The sequence below is a fragment of the Streptomyces sp. CB01373 genome (assembly GCF_002803075.1).
Lineage (GTDB): Bacteria > Actinomycetota > Actinomycetes > Streptomycetales > Streptomycetaceae > Streptomyces.
Window position 1 is genome coordinate 45,839 of the sequence record NZ_NNBK01000012.1, and the last position, 19,609, is coordinate 65,447.

The 19,609-nt window shown below is 73.4% G+C and carries 5 protein-coding genes (1 of these 5 only partly in view); all 5 read right to left on the reverse strand.

The window, feature by feature from the left end; all coding sequences use genetic code 11:
* A protein-coding gene (locus tag CG719_RS19865; protein WP_100570029.1) for a non-ribosomal peptide synthetase crosses the window boundary here: on the reverse strand, positions 1-1,904 show its beginning. Its footprint begins 12,268 nt before the window's first position; the window shows 1,904 of its 14,172 coding nt (coding positions 1-1,904); the start codon lies at positions 1,902-1,904; the stop codon falls past the left edge of the window.
* The gene (locus CG719_RS19870) at positions 1,901-16,153 is read right to left on the reverse strand and encodes a non-ribosomal peptide synthetase (protein WP_100570030.1); all 14,253 of its coding nucleotides are present in this window, start codon (positions 16,151-16,153) and stop codon (positions 1,901-1,903) included. The genes CG719_RS19865 and CG719_RS19870 overlap by 4 nt, the downstream gene beginning before the upstream one ends.
* 225 nt (positions 16,154-16,378) lie before the next feature.
* Positions 16,379-18,055 carry a phytoene desaturase family protein gene (locus CG719_RS19875; RefSeq protein ID WP_100570031.1) on the reverse strand — a complete coding sequence of 559 codons (1,677 nt, stop codon included), beginning with the start codon at positions 18,053-18,055 and terminating at the stop codon, positions 16,379-16,381.
* Between the two features lie 35 nt (positions 18,056-18,090).
* On the reverse strand, positions 18,091-18,801 hold the full coding sequence (locus tag CG719_RS19880) for a 2-hydroxychromene-2-carboxylate isomerase (protein WP_100570032.1): 711 nt from the start codon (positions 18,799-18,801) through the stop codon (positions 18,091-18,093).
* Positions 18,802-18,836: 35 nt separating this feature from the next.
* Complete coding sequence (fabG, locus tag CG719_RS19885; RefSeq protein WP_100570033.1) at positions 18,837-19,583, reverse strand: 3-oxoacyl-[acyl-carrier-protein] reductase; 747 nt, start codon at positions 19,581-19,583, stop codon at positions 18,837-18,839.
* Positions 19,584-19,609: the final 26 nt, after the last annotated feature.

A 19,609-nucleotide genomic window follows, 5' to 3' on the forward strand; every position in this document is an offset into this window, starting at 1 on the left:
TGGGCGGCGACGAGGGAGGCGATGCCGCGGTGGGTGACGACGACACCCTTGGGTCTGCCGGTGGATCCGGAGGTGTAGATGAGGTAGGCGGGGTGATCGGCCGTCAGGTGCACGGTGGGCGCCCGGTCGCCGGGCGCGGTGGCGACGCGAGCGGCGGTGCCGGGGTCGTCAAGCGCGACGAGGAGCCGGTCGCCGGCCGGCAGGGTGGCGGCGAGAGCGGTGGTGGTGAGGACGACGCCGGGCCGCGCGTCGGCGAGCATGTGGGCGATGCGCTCGGCCGGGTAGTCCGGGTCCACCGGCAGATACGCGGCGCCGGCCTTGTGGACGGCGAGCACGGCGACGGCGAGGTCCGCGGACCGGGGGAGGGCCAGCGCGACGTATTGCTCAGGTCCGACCCCGGCCGAGACGAGATGGTGGGCCAGCCGGTTGGCACGGCCGTCCAGCTCGGCGTAGGACAGCGTGGTGTCCTCGAAGACCACGGCCGGGTCCCGCGGGGCCAGGGCGACCCGCTCGGCGAACAGCTCCGGCAGGGTCCTCGGCGGCTCGCCTCCCGTGTCGTTGCGCCGGACCAGGACCTCCTCGCGCTCCTTTGCGCCGAGCACGTCCAGCCGGCCGACGGGGCATTCCGGGTCCCGCACCACCGCCTCCAGCACCCGCACCAGCCGGGCGCCGATCTCCTCCACGTCCGCCGGCCGGAAGACGTCCGGCCGGTAGCCGAACCGGATCCGCAGCGTCTCGCCGGGCAGCGCGGCCACGCTCAGCGGGTAGTGGTTGGCGTCCGCGCCGTGCGCGCCGACGATCGTCAGTCCGGCCAGCTCGCGGAACCCCTTCTCGTCGAAGGGGTAGTTCTCGGTGACGGTGATGGTGTCGAACAGCTCCCCGGACGCGCCCGCCAGGGCGTGCACGTCGGGCAGGTTCAGATGCTGATGGGACATCAGCCCGGCCTGCCGGCGCTGGAACCGGGCCAGCATCGCGCCCACCGGCTCCGACGGGTCGAGCCGCACCCGCACCGGCAGGGTGTTGATGAACAGGCCGACGATGCCCTCCACACCGGGGAGGTCCGCCGGACGTCCGGAGACGGTGCCGCCGAACACCACGTCGGTGCGGCCGGTCAGCCGGCTCAGGACCAGCGCCCAGGCGCCCTGGAAGACCGTGTTGAGGGTCAGGTCCCGCCCGCGGGCCGCCGCGGTCAGCTCGCGGCTCAGCTCCGCCGGAACCTCCACCAGCAGGCGCTCGGGCGCTACCGGGGTGCGCAGCCGGTCGTCGGACACCAGCCGCGTCGGCTCCTCGACGCCGCTCAGCACCGTCCGCCACGCCTCCTCCGCCGCGGCCCGGTCCTGGCGGGCCAGCCAGGCGAGGTAGTCGCGGTACGGCGTCACCGGCGGCAGCGCCGACTCCTCGCCCCCGGCGGCGTAGAGCGTGAACAGGTCCGTCATCAGCCGGCCCACCGACCAGCCGTCCAGCAGGATGTGGTGGTGCGCCATCACGAGCCGGTGGGCGCGCTCGCCGTGGTGGATCAGCGTGAAGTGCAGCAGTGGCGGCCGCGCCAGGTCGAAGGTGCGCTCCGACGCGGCCGCGGTCAGCTCCCGCAGTCGCTCCGCCTGCTCCTCCCCCGGCAGGCCGAGCAGGTCGAACTCCTCCAGAGGCAGCGGGACTTCCCGCGGGATGAGCTGCACCGGGCGGCTCAGCCGCTCGTAGCGGAAGGCGGCTCGCAGATTGGGGTGCCGGCGCAGCAGGCCCGCCACCGACTCCCGCAACGCGCCGGAGTCCAACTCGCCTTCGAGGTCGAGGCAGAGCCGCGCCGTGTAGATGTCCAGCGAGCGCTCGTGGTAGACGGTGTGGAAGAGCAGCCCTTCCTGGAGGGGCGAGAGCGGAAGGACGTCCTGGAACCCCGGCTTCGTCATGAGGAGAAGTACCTTCCGTCAGCTTCCAGCACGTCGATGTCGCCTTGGTCGAGACCGGTCAGGGAGAGGTCGGAGGGGGTGTGCCCGCCGGCGTCCGCGCCTTCGCAGCGGGTGGTGATGGCTTCCAGCGCGCCGAACCAGTCGTCGACCAGTTCGCGTACGGCCGCCTCGCCGAACAGTTCGCCCGGCCAGGCGCAGGTCACGGTCAGGCACGGTCCTTCGGGACCGTCGACGACCGAGGTGGTCAGCTCCAGCGCGTGCCCGGCCCGCGGCGCCCGCTCGGTGGGTCCGGCGGACACCGGCCACTCGGCGGGCGCGGCCTCGTCGAATCGGCCGAGGTGGGTGAAGCCGATGTCCGGCGGGGGCAGTTGGGCCAGTACAGGGGCGGTACGGGGGTTGAGGTACCGCAGCATGCCGTGGCCGACGCCGCCGTCCGGCACCGCGCGCAGCTGCTCCTTGACCGCCTTGACGGCGTTGCCCACGGCAGTGCCGCCCTGCGTCAGCTCCGACCGGTCGACGGCACCGGCGTCCAGGCGCACCGGGTATGCGGTGGCGAAGCGGCCCAGGGTGCGGGAGAGGTCCTGGCCTTCGGCGAACGGCTCGCGCCCGTCCCGTTCCAGGTCCACCAGCACGCTCGTGCCGCCGAGGTGGTCGCGCAGGTGCCGGCGCCGCCAGTGCGGGACGGCCAGTGCCAGCGCGGTGAGCAGCACGTCGTCCACAGCGCAGTGGAACGCGGCGGGCACCCGGTCGAGCAGCGGTCCGGTCCGCCCCGCCTGCAGCGTGCGGTGCAGCGTGCCCATGGCGCCGGGCGCGTCCGGGCCCGCATCCGACGGCCGGCCGGTGAGCCGGGGTTCCGCGGTGGTGAGCGTCGCCTTCCACCGGTCGAGTTCGCGCTCGCGCTCCGGGTCCTGCGCCGCGGCCACCAGTTGCTGCGCCCAGCGGCGGTAGGACGTGCCGGCCGGGCGCGGCTCGTCCTGGCTCTCCCCGGTCACCACGCGCAGGCAGGCGGCCAGTTCGGTGCGCAGGACGCGCCAGGACACCGCGTCCACGGCCAGCCGGTGCAGCACCACCAGCAGCCGGCCCCGCCGCCCGGGTCCGGTGTCGAACCAGACGAACCGTGCGACGTCTCCGGTCTCCGGGTCGAGGCGGTCGGCCGCCCGCCCGGTGTGCTCGCGCACCGCGGTGGCCAACCCGTCCCCGTCGAGTCCGGCGACCTCCACGCGGGTGACCCACCGGGCGGCGTCCACCGTGCCGGAGGGCCGCACCTGAAGGCTCCACCGGGCTCCGTCGTCGCCGTCCCCGCCACCCTCGTGGCGGTCAAGCAGCAGCCGGAGCGCGTCGTGCCGGTCGACGAGCATGGCCACCAGCTCACGCAGCCGGTCGTGACCGAGATCGGCCGGGGCGTCCAGCAGCAGCGACTGGTGGTACGCCCGGACCGGGCCGCCCCGCTCCCGCAGCGCGTGCGCGGCCGGCGGCAGCGGGACACCGCCGACACCGGCGTCGGGCGACTCGGCGACGAGATCGGGCACGTCGGTCGCCACCGACGCGAGCCCTTCGACGGTCCGGTGGACGAACACGTCCTCCGGCTTGATCCTCAGCCCCCGCGCCCGGGCGCGGCCGACCAGCCGGATCGAGACGATGCTGTCGCCGCCGAGGTCGAAGAAGCTGTCCCGGATGCCCACCGAGGGCAGGCCGAGAACCTCGGCGAACACCTCGCACAGTGCTTCCTCACGCGGTGTGCGGGGCTGCTCGTCGCCGACGAGCACGGCGAAGTCCGGGGCGGGCAGCAGCTTGCGGTCCACCTTGCCGTTCGGGGTGAGCGGCAGGGCGTCGAGGGCGACGAACGCGGCCGGGACCATGTAGTCCGGCAGGACGCGTCCGGCGTGCTCCCGCATCCCGGCCGCGGCCGGCACCTCCTGGCCCGGCGCCGCGACCAGATAGGCCACCAGGCGTTTGTTCCCCTCGCCGTCCACCCGGGCCACGACGGTGGCCTGGGCCAGCGCCGGGTGGGCGGCGAGGACGGCCTCGATCTCGCCCGGTTCGATGCGGAAACCGCGCACCTTGACCTGGTCGTCGGCCCGTCCGACGAACTCCAGCTCGCCCGCGGTGTTCCAGCGGGCGATGTCGCCGGTGCGGTACATCCGGGTGCCGGCCGGGCCGAACGGGTCCGCCACGAACCGCTCGCCGGTCAGCCCCGGCCTGCCCAGGTAGCCGCGGACCACGCCGTCACCGGCGAGATACAGGTCGCCCGCCACCCCGGCCGGGACCGGCGCGAGCCGGTCGTCCAGCACGTACACCCGGGTGTTCGCGATCGGCCGGCCGATCACCGGCGCGCCGGGCCGGCCGTCCAGTTCGGCGGTGGTGGACCACACCGTGGTCTCGGTGGGGCCGTACAAGTTGCGTACGCCGGAGGACAGTTCGCGCAGTTGAGCGGCCAGCCCGGCGGGCAGCGCCTCGCCGCCGACCAGGACCCGCAGCCCGGCGAGGGCGTCCGGGTGCCCGGACACCAGCGCCTGCCACAGCGTCGGGGTCGCCTGGACCACGGTGGCACCCGTGCCGGTGATCAGCTCGGCCAGCCCGTCGACGTCGCGCACCTGCTCGGTGGTCGCGAGCACCAGCCGGGCCCCGGCGACCAGGGGGACGTACAGCTCGAGACCGGCGATGTCGAAGGCGACGGTGGTGACCGCCACCAGGACGTCCGCCTCGGTGACCGGCAGCCGCTCGCGCATGTCCCGCACGAAGTTGGCGATGTTCGCCCGGGTGACCACCACGCCCTTGGGGCGGCCGGTGGACCCGGAGGTGTAGATCACGTACGCCGGGTGGTCGCCGTGCGCCGTGCCGGGCAGGTCGGTGTCCGGCAGGGCGGCGATCCGGGCCCGCAGCGCCGGGTCGTCGACCGCGACCGTCTCCGCCCCTGCCGGTACGGGCAGTTCGCGGGCGAGTCCGGAGGTCGTCAGCAGCAGGGCGGGCGAGCCGTCGGTGAGGATGTGGCGCACCCGCTCGGCCGGGTAGGCCGGGTCGAGGGGTATGTAGGCCGCGCCGGACTTGAGCACCGCCAGCAGCGCCACCACCAGGTCCGTTCCGCGCGGCAGGCTCACCGCGACCCGCGCCTCGGGACCGGCGCCGCGGCCGGCCAGGTACCGGGCCAGCCGGTTCGCCCGCGCGTTCAGGTCGGCGTAGGTGATCCCGGCGCGGGTGGCCCCGTCGTCCGCGGCGACGACCGCGACCCGGTCCGGGGTGCGGGCGGCCGCCGCCTCGATCGCCTCGGTCAGCGACCGCGGGCCGAAGCCGGCGCTCGTGGCGTTCCAGTCGTCCAGCAGCAGGGTGCGCTCGGCCGGGGTCAGGACGTCCACGTCGCCCACGGGCCGGTCGGGTTCGGCGCACAGCCGTTCCATCAGGTGCGTGAACCGTCCGGCCAGCCCCACCACCGTGTCGTGGTCGAACAGGTCCGTGCTGTACTCGGCGACCGCGTCGATCCCGGCGGGCGCGTGGTCGTCGTCGAACAGCTCGCGCAGGTTGACGTTGAGGTCGAACTTGGCCGTGTCCAGGTCGAGCATCCGGCGCCGCGCGGACACCCCGGGCAGGTCGTAATCGGCCTCGGGGTTGTTGTGCAGGCTGACCATCACCTGGAACAGCGGGTGGCGGGCCATGACCCGCTCGGGGTTCAGCAGGTCGACCAGCCGCTCGAAGGGCACGTCCTGGTGGGCGTACGCGGCCAGGTCCGTCTCCCGTACCCGGTCCAGGAGTTCGGTGAAGGTGGGGTCGCCGGACAGGTCGGTGCGCAGCACCAGCGTGTTGACGAAGAAGCCCACCAGCTCGTCCAGGGCCTCGTCGGTGCGGCCCGCGATCGGCGTGCCCAGGGGGATGTCGGTGCCCGCGCCCATGCGGTGCAGCAGCACCGAAAGGCCCGCCTGGACGACCATGAACATGCTGACCCCGTGGCGGCGGGCGAGGGCCGCCAGGTCCCGGTGCAGCCGCGGCTCCAGCCGGAACGTGACCCAGCCACCGCGGTACGAGGGGGTCGCCGGCCGCGGCCGGTCAACCGGCAGGCTCAGCTCGTCCGGCAGCCCGGCCAGCGCCTCACGCCAGTACGCCGACTGCCGCGCGGCCACGCTGTCCGGGTCGTCCTCGTCGCCCAGCACCGCGTGCTGCCAGAGCATGTAGTCCGGGTACTGCACCGGCAGCGGCGTCCACTTCGGTGCCGTGCCGGCGCGCCGGGCGGCGTAGGCGGTGGCGAGGTCCCGGCCGAACGGCCCGGTCGACCAGCCGTCGACGACGATGTGGTGCATCACCACCACGAACACCGACTCCCGCTCGCCGACCCGCAACAGGGCCGCCCGCAGCGGAAGTTCGACCGTCAGATCGAAGCCCCGGCCGGCGATGCGCCGCAACTCCCCGTCCAGTTCGGGTGCGGCGACGTCGAGCACGGTGAACTCCGGTGCGGCGACCGACGGGTCGAGCACGACCTGGTACGGGCTGCCGTCCCGCTCGGGGAAGATGGTGCGCAGCGACTCGTGGCGGGCGACGACGTCGGCGAGCGCGGAGCGCAGCGCCGAGACGTCCACCGGACCGTCCAGGTCCAGTGCGACCGGCAGGTTGTAGGTGGCGCCGTGGCCTTCGAGGCGGTTCAGGAACCACAGCCGCCGCTGGCCGTGGGACAGGGGCAGGTGCGCCGGCCGCTGTGCCGCGCGCAGCGCCTGCCGTCCCTGCGGCGCTCCGCGCAGCGATCCGGCCAGGGCGGCGACGGTCGGGCTCTCGAACAGCGCGCGGATCGGCAGTTCCGTGCCGAAGGCCGAACGGATCCTGCTGATCAGCCGGGTGGCCAGCAGGGAGTGGCCGCCCAGGTCGAAGAAGTTGTCGTCGACGCCGACCGCGGGCACGTTCAGGATCTGCGCGAACAGAGCGCACAGCAGCTCTTCCTGGGGTGTGCGCGGCGCGCGGCCGGCGGTGGCGGTGGGGGAGTGGTCCGGCGCCGGCAGGGCCCGCCGGTCGACCTTGCCGTTGGGGCTGAGCGGCAGCTCGTCCAGGACCACGAACGCCGCGGGCACCATGTAGTCCGGCAGGTCCCCGGCAACCTCGCGGGCGACCTCGGCCCGGTCCAGCGGGCCGTCCGGCACCAGGTAGGCGACGAGGCGCTGGTCGCCCGGCAGGTCCTCCCGCAGCACGACGGCGGCCTGGGCGACGCCCGCACGGCGCAGCAGCGCGTTCTCGATCTCGCCGATCTCCACCCGGAAGCCGCGGATCTTGACCTGGTCGTCGACGCGCCGCAGGAAGTACAGCTCGCCGTCCGGCCTCCACTTCACGATGTCGCCGGTCCGGTACATGCGGGAGCCGGGCGGGCCGAACGGGTTCGGCGCGAACCGCTCGGCGGTCAGCGTCGGCCGGTGCAGATAGCCGCGTGCGATGCCCTCGCCCGCCACGTACAGCTCACCGGCCACGCCCATGGGCACCGGCCGCAGGGACGCGTCCAGCACGTACAGCCAGGTGTTGGGCATGGGACGGCCGATCGGCAGCGGGCCGCTGTCCACCGGTTCGCCCGCCCTGATCACGTGCTGGGTGCAGTTGACGGTGGTCTCGGTGGGCCCGTAGCCGTTGTAGATGTGCGCCTCGGGGTGGCGCGTACGCCATTCGGTCAGGGTCTCGCCGAGCAGCAGCTCGCCGCCCAGCATCAGTTCGCGGCTGGGGGAGAACGCGTCGGGCAGCGCCTCGAAGAGCGGCAGATGGCTCGGGGTGGCCTTGAGGAACGTGCACGGCGTCCGGTCCAGGGCGGCCAGGGTCCGCGGATCGCCGTCGTCCAGGGTGTCCAGGATCACCGTGCCGCCGACGGACAGCGGCGTGTAGAGCGCGGTCACCGTCAGGTCGAAGGAGATCGGGCTGTGCAGTACCGCCGCTCCGTTGGTGCTCGGGTAGCCCGAGGTGCTCCAGCGCAGGTAGTCGCTCAGGCAGTGCTGTTCGGTCAGCACGCCCTTGGGGCGCCCGGTGGAGCCGGAGGTGTAGATGACGTACGCGGAGTGGTGCGGGTGGACCGGGTGCAGCCGGTCGGCGTCGGTCGGCGCCGTCACCGGGCGGCCGGCCACGGCCTCGGCGGTGTCCGGCTCGTCCAGCAGCAGCCGCGGCAGGTTCTCGGAGTGCGGGATGCCCGCGCCGATGGTGGTGTCGGTGAGCAGCAGCATGGCCGAGGCGTTCTCGATCATGTACTCGATGCGCTCCGGCGGGTAGTCCGGGTCGAGCGGGAGGTAGGCCGCGCCCGCCTTCAGGACGGCCACCAGGGCGACCACCAGGTGCGGGGTGCGCGGCAGGGCGACCGCGACCCAGTCCTCGGCCCCCACGCCCCGCGCGATCAGGTGATGGGCCAACCGGTTGGCGCGCTCGTCGAGTTCGCGGTAGGTCACCTCCTCGTCCCGGCAGACCAGGGCGACGGCGTCCGGGGTCGTCGCCACCTGCCGCTGGAACCGTTCGACGAACGTCGGCGGGACCTCCGCGCGGATCTCGCCCACTCCGAGGGCGAGGATGCGGTGGCGGTCGGCCTCGCCCAGCAGGTCCAGCTCGCTGACCCGCTGCGCCGGATCGGCCGCGACCGACTCCAGCAGGCGGCTCAGCCGGGCGGAGATGTCCTCGGCGGTGGCACGGTCGTACAGGGCGCCGCTGTAGTTGAGCAGACCGGTGAGTCCGGCCGGGGTGCCGTCGTCGGCGTACCGGTCGCGCACGGAGAACGACAGGTCGAACTTGGCGACCTCGGTGTTCACCGGGTGCAGGCGGGTGCGCACCCCGGGGAAGCCCAGCTCCATCTCGGGGGTGTTCTCGAAGTTCAGCAGCACCTGGAACAGCGGGTGCCGGGAGAGCGAGCGCTCCGGCCTGAGCGTCTCCACCAGCAGCTCGAACGGCACCTCCTGGTGGGCGTACGCGGACAGGTCCGCCTCGCGCACCCGGCCGAGGAGCTGCCGGAACGTCGGGTCGCCGCTGAGGTCGTTGCGCAGGACCAGGGTGTTGACGAAGAAGCCGATCAGGTCGACCAGCGACTCGTCGTTCCGCCCGGCGACCGAGGTGCCGATGGGAATGTCCGTGCCGCCGCCCAGCCGGTTCAGCAGCGCGGCGAGCGCGGCCTGCATCACCATGAACAGGCTGGCGCCGCTGCCGCGGGCGATCTCAAGGAGCCGTGCGTGCACCTCGGGCCCGACCGTGATCGGCACGAACCCGCCGTCGTGGCTGGGGGCCGCCGGGCGGGGCCGGTCGGCCGGCAGGTCCAGTTGGTCCGGCAGACCCGCCAGCGTGTCCTTCCAGTAGCCGATCTGCCGCGCCAGCACGCTGTCCGGGTCGGCGAGGTCACCGAGGACCTCCCGCTGCCACAGCGTGTAGTCGGCGTACTGCACGGGCAGCGGCGCCCACTGGGGGGCGCGCGCCGAACGCCGCTCGGCGTAGGCGGCGGACAGGTCGCCCACCAGCGACGCGAACGACCAGCCGTCGGCGACGATGTGGTGCACCAGGACCAGGAACACCTGCTCGGTGGGGCTGAGCACGAACAGCTGGGCCCGGACGGGCAGTTCGTTCTCCAGGTCGAAGCCGCGGCGGGCGGCCGCGGTCAGCGCCGTGTCCAGTTCCGGCTCGGTCAGCTCGGTCACCGGGATGCTCAGGCGTGCCTCCCGCTCCGGTACGACGCACTGGACCGGTACGCCGTCGTGGTCGCGGAAGACCGTGCGCAGGCTCTCGTGCCGGGCCATGACGTCGTGCAGGGCCTGGTGGAGGGCGTCGCGGTCGATCCGGCCGGTGAAGCGCAGTGAGACACCGAGGTTGTAGGTGGGGCTCGGGCCCTCCAGACGGTTGAGGAACCACAGCCGCTGCTGGGTGAACGACACCGGCAGCCGGTCCGGGCGCGGCATCGGGACCGCCCGGGGCCTGGCCGTACCGGCCCGCTCGACCAGTTCCGCCAGCTGGGCCACCGTGGGCGCCTCGAACAGGTCGCGTACCGCGAGATCGACGCCGAGCACCGACTGGATCCTGATGATCAGCCGGTTGGCGATGAGCGAATGCCCGCCGAGGTCGAAGAAGCTGTCGTCGACGCCGACCGAGGACAGCTCCAGGATCTCCGCGAACAGACCGCAGAGCACCTGCTCCTGCGGGGTGCGCGGCTGCCGGCCGCCTCGCCCGCCGGCGAACCGCGGCGCGGGCAGGGCGCCGCGGTCGAGCTTGCCGCTGGTGTTGAGCGGCAGCCTGCGCAGGGTGACGAAGGCCGCCGGCACCATGTAGCCGGGCAGGGTGGCCGCCACCAGCTCGCGCAGCCGCGCGGTGTCCGCCTCGGCCCCGGCGGCGGGCACGACGTAGGCGACGAGCTGCTTGTGGCGGTGCTGGTCCTCCTGCGCGACCACCACCACCTGCGCCACCGCCGGGTCCGACGCGATCACCGACTCGATCTCACCGGTCTCGATGCGGAAACCGCGCACCTTCACCTGCTCGTCGGTGCGCCCCAGGTAGGCCAGCTCGCCGTCGGCGGTCCAGCGCACCACGTCGCCGGTCCGGTACAGGCGGGAGCCCGGCGGGCCGAACGGGCAGGCCACGAACCGCTGCGCGGTCAGGGCCGGCCGGTCCAGGTAGCCGCGGGCCAGGCCCGCGCCCGCCAGGTACAGCTCGCCCGGGACACCGGCGGGAACCGGCCGCAGCCAGGGATCCAGCACGTACGCGCGGGTGTTGGCGACCGGCCGGCCGATCAGCGGCTCCGCGGGCCCGCCGTCGGAGTACCAGGCGGTCGCGTACACCGTGGCCTCGGTCGGCCCGTAGATGTTGGCGATACGGGCCCCGGGCATGACCGCGCGGATGTCCGCCACCGCCCGGCCGGTGAGCGCCTCGCCGGCGAGCACCACCAGGCCGGCCGAGGCGGAGACGTTGTCCTGGCCGATCAGTTCGGCCAGCGCGGACGGCACCGCGCTGATCATGCTGCCCGACCAGCCGCCCTCCCGCTCGGCCAGCGCCAGCAGGTCGCGCACCACGTCGATGCGCCCGCCCGCCGTCAGGGGCGCGAAGATCTCGAAGACCGACACGTCGAAGCTGAGCGACGTCGACGCCAGCGGCCGGGACAGGGCGTCGGCGCCGATCTCGCGCGCCGCCCAGGTGACCAGGTTGACCACGTTGCGGTGCTCCACCACGACGCCCTTGGGCGTCCCGGTCGAGCCGGAGGTGTGGATGACATAGGCGGCGTTGTCCGCCCGCAGCGGCGCCCCGCGGTCCTCGTCGACCGGGTTCGTGCCGGGGCGGGCCGCGACCGCCTCCAGCGTGCCGGGGGCGTCCAGCGCCAGCGCCGGCACCCCGGCCAGGGCCTCCCGCGGCCAGCCGGCCAGTACGCCCTCGGTGCTCAGCAGCAGCACCGGAGCGGCGTCGGACAGCAGCAGCGTGACACGCTCGACGGGATGGCCGGGGTCGACCGGCAGATACGCCGCACCGGACTTGAGCACCGCGAGCAGCGCGACGATCAGCTCCGCCGAACGCGGCATGCCCAGCGCGACCACGCGCTCGGGACCCGCGCCCCGGCCGATCAGCTCCCGCGAGAGCCGGTTGGCGGCCTCGTGCACCTCGCGGTACGTCATCGTCCGCGGCCCGTCGCACACCGCCACCGCGTCCGGGTGCTCTGCCGCCGTCCGCTCGAGGAGGTCGACCAGGGTCCCCGCGGGGACGCCGTGTTCCGTGTCGTTCCATTCGTGCAGCAGCCGCCGCCGCTCGGGCGGCGACAACATGTCCAGGGCCCGCACCGGGGCGTCCGGTTCGGTCACGAGCGCCTGAAGGAAACGCACCAGCCGGTCGCCGAGCATTTCCACACTGGAACGGTCGAAGAGATCCGTCCGGAATTCGACGACCGCGTCGATACCGTCCGGCGTTCCCGTCTCACCGACGCGTTCGCCGAATTCGAGGGACAGGTCGAACTTGGCCATCGTGCGCACGCCCGGTTCCGCGACCGCCGTCAGACCGGGGAATTCCAGAGCGGTGCCGAGTTTCTTCTGGAGCGAGAACAGCACCTGGCACAGCGGGTGGCGGGACAGCGAACGCTCCGGGTTCAGCACCTCGACGAGACGCTCGAACGGCACGTCCTGATGGGCGTACGCCGCCAGGTCCGACTCCCTGACCCGGCCGAGGAGTTCGCGGAACGTCGGGTCGCCGGAGACATCGGTGCGCAGCACCAGCGTGTTGACGAAGAAGCCGACCAGGTCGTCAAGGGAGTCGTCGGTGCGGCCCGCCACCGGGCTGCCAAGCACCACGTCGGGGCCGGCGCCCAGCACCGACAGCAGCGAGGCCAGCCCGGCCTGGAGCGTCATGAACAGGGTGGTGCCGGTCTGCCGGGCCAGCTCGGTGAGGCCGCGGTGCAGTTCGGGCGGCAGCCGCAGCTCGACCACGTCGGACCGGTAGTCGGCCTCGGCCGGACGCGGCCGGTCGGCGGGCAGCGCGATCTCGTCCGGCAGACCGGCCAGCTCCGAGCGCCAGAAGGCGATCTGCCGTGCCATGGTGCTGTACGGGTCCCGGTCGTCGCCGAGCGTCTCACGCTGCCACAACGTGTAGTCGGCGTACTGCACCGGCAACGGCCGCCACTGTGGTCCCGCGCCATTCAGCCGGGCCGCGTACGCCGTGGACAGGTCGCGGGCCAGCACTCCCAGCGACCATCCGTCCGCCGCGATGTGGTGCACCACGACGGACAGCACGTGCTCCTCCTCGCCGAGCGAGAACAGGTCCACGTGCAGGGGGAGTTCGGTGGCCAGGTCGAACGCTCCGGCCGCGCAGCTCGCCAGTGCCGCGGGCAGCTCCTCGGCGCCGATCGCCGAGACGGGCAGCTCGATCACGGCCGTCTCCGGGTCGAGAACGACCTGGCTCGGCACGCCCTTCACATCGGGGAAGACGGTCCGCAGGCTCTCGTGCCGGGCCAGCAGGTCACCGAACGCCGCGAGCAGCGCGCCCCGGTCCAGCGGCCCGGACAGACGCAGCACCAGCGGGATGTTGTAGGCCGAGTTGGGTCCCTCGAGACGGTCGACGAACCACAGCCGGTTCTGCGCGTAGGACAGCGGGACCTCCGCCGGGCGCGGCATCGGGGAGATGCCGGAGCGGGCGTGGTCGGCGCAGGTGACGCGGTCCGCCACGGCGGCGACGGTCGGCGCCTCGAACAGCGTCCGGATCTGGAGCTCCACCCCGAACACCGAACGGATCCTGCTGACCAGCCGGGTGGCCAGCAGGGAGTGGCCGCCCACGTCGAAGAAGTTGTCGTCGATGGTGACGCCCGGCACGCCCAGGACCTCGGCGAACAGCCCGCACAGCACCTCCTCGACCGGGGTGCGCGGGGCGCGCCCGGCCGAGCCCGCCACGGACTCCGGCTCCGGCAGCGCCGCGTGGTCCAGCTTGCCGTTGGCGGTGAGCGGCAGCCGCGGCAGCACCACGAACGCGGACGGCACCATGTGGTCCGGCAGCGCGGCGGCCACCGTCTCGCGCAGGCCCGCGGGGTCGAGACCCGCGCGCTCGCGGGCCGGCGTGACATAGGCGACCAGTCGCTTGTCGCCGGTCCGGTCCTCACGGACGACCACCGCCGCCTGTGCGACCTCGGCCACGCTCTCCACCACGGCCTCGATCTCGCCCGGCTCGATCCGGAAACCGCGGATCTTCACCTGCTGGTCGGCCCGGCCGACGAACTCCAGCTCGCCGTCCGCCGTCCGGCGCGCCACGTCGCCCGTGCGGTACATCAGGCTGCCGGGCGGGCCGAACGGGTCGGCGACGAACCGGTGCGAGGTCAGGTCCGGGCGCCCGTGGTAGCCGCGTGCGAGCCCGTCGCCGGAGACGTACATCTCCGCCGCGACGCCGGGCGGCACCGGCCGCAGCGCGCCGTCCAGCAGATGGATGCCGAGGTCGGGGATGGGGGAGCCGATGACGCTGCCCGGCCGCCCGTCCGCGGTGCTCCGGTCCAGCGCCGCATGGCTGACGTGCACCGTGGTCTCGGTGATGCCGTACATGTTCACCAGCACCGGCGCGTCGTCCGGGTGGCGGGCGTACCAGCGCTCCAGGCGCCGCGGGTCCAGCGCCTCACCGCCGAAGATCACGAACCGCAGCGCGGGGGCGCCGCCGGCCCCGGGGTGCTCCTCGTCGGCCTGCGTGAGCTGGTAGAAGGCAGAGGGGGTCTGGTTGAGGACGGTGACGCGCTCGTCGGCCAGCAGCCGCAGGAACTCCACCGGCGAACGGCTCACCTCGTGCGGAACGACCACGAGCCGGCCGCCGTGCAGCAGCGGACCCCAGATCTCCCACACCGAGAAGTCGAAGGCGTAGGAGTGGAACAGCGTCCACACGTCCTCGGGCCCGAAGCCGAACCACTGCTCGGTGGCGGTGAACAGCCGCAGCACGTTGCGGTGGGGGACGACCACGCCCTTGGGCCGGCCGGTGGACCCGGAGGTGTAGATCATGTACGCCGGATGCCGCCCGTCGAGCGGCGCGGCCCGCTCGGAGTCGGTGACGTCATCGGTGGCCCGCGCGGCCAGTTCGGCTGCGGTACGGGCGTCGTCCACAGCCAGCACCGGGACGCCCTCGGTGTCCGGCAGGTGCGGCGCGTGCGCGGTGTCGGTCAGCACCAGGTCCGGCGCGGCGTCCGCGAGCATGAACGCGATCCGCTCGGCCGGGTAGGCCGGGTCCAGCGGCAGGTAGGCCGCGCCGGCCTTGAGGACGGCCAGCAGCGCGACCACCATCTCCGCCGAACGCGGCAGCGCGAGCGCGACGAACCGCTCCGGGCCGGCGCCGCGCTCGATCAGCGTCCTGGCCAGCCGGTTGGCGCGGGCGTTGATCTCCCGGTAGCTGTGGCCCACTCCGTCGCTCACCACGGCCGTGCGCTCGGGGTGCTCGGCAGCCACCCGCTCGAACAGCTCCGGAAGCGTGGCGGCAGGGGTCTCGACGGGGACCGGCGGAGTGAGCACGCGCGCGCGTTCCTCGTCGGTGGCCGTGTCCAGCCGCCCGACCGGCGTCGCGGGGTCGCAGGCGCACAGCCGGGAGAGCAGGTCGAGGAAGCGCTGCTGGTGCGCGGCGAGCGACTCCTCGTCGTACAGCGCCGCGTTGGCGTCGAAGTCGAAGCGCAGTGCGCCGTCGGCGGAGCGGGTGTCCAGCACGATCGCGAGGTCCGTGATCGGGCCGCCCGGCAGGTTTCGCACGGTCGCCCGGTGCCCGGCGAAGTCCAGGTCGTAGTCGAACAGGACCAGGTTGACGTGCGGTCCGATCAGGTGCTGCTCGGGGCCGAGGCGCAGGTCGCGCCGCATGTCCTCGTGCCGGTAGCGCTGGTGGCGCACGGCCTGCCGCATCTCGGCGGAGACGGCGGTGAGCAGGTCGCCCACCGGGGTGTCCGGTGCGGCGCCCAGCCGCAGCGGGACCAGGTTGGAGACGCTGCCGGGCACGCTGCGCAGGCCCTTGCCCTGGCGCGCGGCGACGGGCAGTCCGACGACGACCTCGTCGGTGCCGGTGAGGCGCTGCACGTAGAGGGCGAGCGCGGCCACCACCACGGTCGGCCAGCCGGTGCCGGCCTCGCGCGCGAGGCCGCGGATCGCCTCGGTCCCGGCGGCGCCGAGCGTCACGCTGCGGCGGATCACACGGCTGGGCAGGTGCTGCAGGCCGCCGGACAGACTGACCGGGGGCTGCGCGCCGGTCAGCCGCTCGGTCCAGAACGCGGCGTCGTCGGCGTGGTCCGGGGAATCGGCGTAGGCCCGGGCGGCGTCCACCAGGCCCTGCAGCGGCGGGAAGGGACTGGCCGGTACGGGGGTGTCCGTCATCAGCGCGGAGTAGACCTCGGCCACCCTCGGCGCGAACATGGCCATGCCGGCACCGTCCAGCACGATGTGGTGGACGCGGTGGTACCACCACCAGCGGTCCTCGGCGATCCGGATCAGGGCGAAGGCGAACAGCGAGTCGCCGAACAGGTCGATCGGCCGGGTACGGTCCTCGTCCATCCACTTCCGCGCGCCGGCCTCCGGGTCGGCCTCGCCGGACAGGTCCACGACGTGCAACGGGAAATCGACGGCGGGGAGTATCCGTTGCTCGGGGATCTCGCCGTGCTCGGCGAACCGCACGCGCAGCGCGTCGGTCTCGCCGACCACCCGGCGCAGCGCGGTCTCGAAGCGGACAGGGTCGACCGGACCGTGAATGTCCAGATACTCGGCGATGTTGTACACCGTGTTGCCGGAGTCGATCCGTTGCGCGAACCAAATACCCGATTGAGCCGGCGTCAGAGGGAGTCGGACCTCACCGGATTGTGGCACGACTACTCACTCCCCTTGAATCGGAAAACTGGTGGAGAACAGCCCCCGCGGGCCACACCGATCGGGCGCATCCGGGCCGGGCGGGCGAGCAGATCTCGCCCCGCGCCTGGGACGTTACCGCTCACCCGGCGTACGGGAACGGCCTTATAAGAAGCCTCGATAAACCATCGCCGCAGGTCGCCCGAGCAATTACCGGGAAAGGGCGCCCCGGCCGGGAACACCGGTTCAGCGGGGGCGTGTTCCCCGGCGGGCCCGGCCCCCGCACAGGCGCAGCGGGTCCCAGTCCGGACCGCGTGCGGGCAGCCGGCCCTGGTCTCCCAGCACCGCGCCCGCGTGCACCTCAGGCAGGAGCGGGCGGCCGAGGATCTGCCCGGCGCAGGCGATGCCGCTGACGGCGGCGCCGGTGATCCCGCTGCCGTAGCGGGTGCTCTGCCCCACCACGTACAGGCCGGTCACGCTGGTCCGGGTGTCCGGCCTGGCGCCCGTGCCGCCCCAGCGGGCCAGCCCGAAGGGCGAACCGCCGGTCGACCGCGTGTAGCGGCGCTGGGTGGCCGGGGTGGCCAGCTCCAGATGGGTCACGTACCGGCGGAAGGGGCCGAGCGCGCGTTCCGCGGTGGCCAGCATCGCCTCGGTGACCCTCTCCTTCTCCGCCAGATAGGCCGGGTCGCGGCGGTACGGCCCGCCGTTCTCGGACGCGGCCGCCGCGCCCCACGCCTCCAGCGACCGCGGACACAGCGCCATCACCTGGAAGTTGGCGTGTCCGGGCGGCCGGACGGCCGCGGTGTCCGGGTCCTTGAGCGAGGCGAACGAGATGAACACCGACGGCGGCGCGTCGAAGTGCCCCCCGGCCAGCCGGCGGAACGCCTCCTCGACGTCGGCGTTCCCGTGCCACCACAGGTTCGCCCCGGTCCTGCCCGGCAGTTCCCGGTCGAGGCCCACGTAGAGCACCACCAGGGGGAAGCCCGTCACGGCGGTCCGGGCCCGCTTCCCGATGGACGCGGGGAAGTGCTCCTCGCCGGCCAACTCCCGGACGGTGCGCACATAGTCGGCGTTGGACACCACGACCGGAGCGCGCAGTTCCCGCCCGCCGTCCAGCACGACACCGCACGCGCGGCCCTGCTCGACCAGCACCCGGTCCACCCGGTGCCCGGTCCTGACCGTGCCGCCGTGCCCGGTGATCGCCTCGGTCAGCGACGCCGCCAGCATCTGGCCGCCGCCGACCGGATAGGCGGCGCCCCGCAGATAGTGGTCGGTCACGCTCGCGTGCATGCCGACCGTGGCCTCCTCGGGTCCGATCCCGTAGTTGAGCGCCTGCGCGGCCAGCACGGTGCGCGCGGCGGCGGACAGGCCGCAGTGCTCGAAGAGTTCGTGCAGCGTCCGGCGGCCCCAGGCCACCGCGGTCGGCGTGCGGCGCAGTACCTCGGCCGGTTCGGCCCCGGCCGCGGACAGCAGCGTCCAGCGCATCTCGGCGCCGGCCGCCGAGCACACGGCCACGAACTCCCGCAGCCCGTCCTTGTCCGCCGTCAGCACCTCGACGAGCCGGTCGAGATAGCGGTCCCAGCCGACGGGCACGGACATCCTGAGCCCCGGCAGGACCACCTCGTCGAATCCGTCCGGGTCCATCTCCCGGAACGTGACGCGGTCGCCCAGGCCCAGTCCCCGCAGAATCGACGGCAGTACCCCGTCGGGCCCGCAGTCGCCGATGTAGTGCACCCCGGCGTCGAACTCGTAGGCCGAACGGCGGCGGAACACATGGCTGTTGCCGCCCAGCACCCCGGCCTGTTCGAGCACCAGCACCCGGTGACCGGCCACCGCCAGGTACGCGGCGCAGGTCAGTCCGCCCATGCCGCTGCCGACCACGATCGCGTCCCAGTCGTCCGCGAGCCGGTGCTCGTCGCTCATCGCGTCCCCCTCGGAATCGTCTCGGTGGAGGCGGTTCAGCCGCAGCCGCCGGCGTGACCGGCGTCCGCGCCCGCCGCGGCCATCCGCGGCAGCGCGGCCGCCTCCGCGTCCGGCACGGCGACGGCGGAGCGCGGGACACCGCGCAGCGCGGCGACGAAGGCGGCCACCCGGTCGACGCCCCAGAACCTGTCGTGGCCGTGGACGAAGAACGGCACCCCGAACAGGCCGTCCCTCGCCGACGCGGCCAGGATGTCCACACCCCGGGCACGCAGTTGCGGGTCGTCGGCCGCGCCGGCGGCCCGGTCCGCGTCCAGGCCCAGTTGCTCGGCGATCGAGCCGATCACGGCGGGGTCGGAGATGTTCTGCGACTCCTGCCAGCGGGCGCGGTAGACCCGGTCGACGAACTCCTTGCCCTTCCCGGCGTCCTCGGCCACCAGATAGGCCAGGTGCGCCACCTCCCAGACCGGTTCCCGGTCGATCGGCCAGGTGACGTCGAGCCCGCGGTCCTCGGCCAGCCGCCGGGCGTCCTGGAGGATGTAGAAGTTCTTCTCCCGCGCCATAGGAACCAGCGGCAGTTCGGTCCCGGCCCGCGCGAGCAGTTCCTGGCTGCGCGCGTCCGGCTCCCAGAACGGGATCCACCGCACGCTGTCCAGGACGTCGGGATGGTGCTTCTTCAGGTCGTGGTGGGCGAACCAGGAGTACGGGCTGCGCAGGGAGAAGTACCAGCGGGGCGGCTTCTTGGCCATGGCGGCGTCCTTCGGTGGGGAAATCGGGGGTGGGCTCAGATGGTGATGCCGCCGTCGACCTGGAAGACGGAACCGGTGATGTAGCCGGCGCGCTCGGAGGCCAGGAAGGACACCAGGTCGGCGACCTCGTCGGCCCCGCCGAAACGGTTCAGGGGGATCGAGGCCAGCATCTGTTCGCGGACCTTGTCGCTCAGCACCGCCGTCATGTCGGTCTCGATGAAGCCGGGGGCGACCACGTTGGACCGGATGCCGTAGCGGCCGACCTCCTTGGCCAGCGACTTGGCGAAGCCGATGATCCCGGCCTTGGTCGCCGCGTAGTTGGACTGGGTGGCGTGGCCGTGGACGCCGGCCACCGAGGAGAGCAGCACCAGGGAGCCGGAGCGGCGCTTCATCATCTCGAACACGACCGAGCGGCAGACGTGGTACGTGCCGTCGAGGTTGACCGCTAGCACGTCCTTCCACTGCTCGTCGGACATCATCAGCAGCGGGTTGTCCCGGGTGATGCCCGCGGCGGTGACCGCGACGTCCACCGTGCCCAGGGCCTCCTGGGTCTCGGCCACCCACGCGCGCACCGAATCGGGCTGGGCCACGTCGACCTTCCTGGCCAGCACCCGGACGTCGAACTCGGCGAGCTCCTTCTCCAGGGCGGTCGCGGCCTCGTCGTTGGACTGGTAGCAGAAGCTGACGTCGTGGCCGTCGGCGGCCAGCCGCTTCACCACGGCCCGGCCGATGCCGCGCGAGCCACCGCTGACCAGCGCGACCGGCTTGGTGTCCTGTGCCATCGGGCGTTCCTCCTTGTCGGTCGTAG

What these genes read in the sequence shown, in the direction of transcription:
- fabG (WP_100570033.1), bottom strand. Translation starts at nt 19,583, where the DNA reads ATGGCACAGGACACCAAGCCGGTCGCGCTGGTCAGCGGTGGCTCGCGC.
- CG719_RS19875 (WP_100570031.1), bottom strand. Translation starts at nt 18,055, where the DNA reads ATGAGCGACGAGCACCGGCTCGCGGACGACTGGGACGCGATCGTGGTC.
- CG719_RS19880 (WP_100570032.1), bottom strand. Translation starts at nt 18,801, where the DNA reads ATGGCCAAGAAGCCGCCCCGCTGGTACTTCTCCCTGCGCAGCCCGTAC.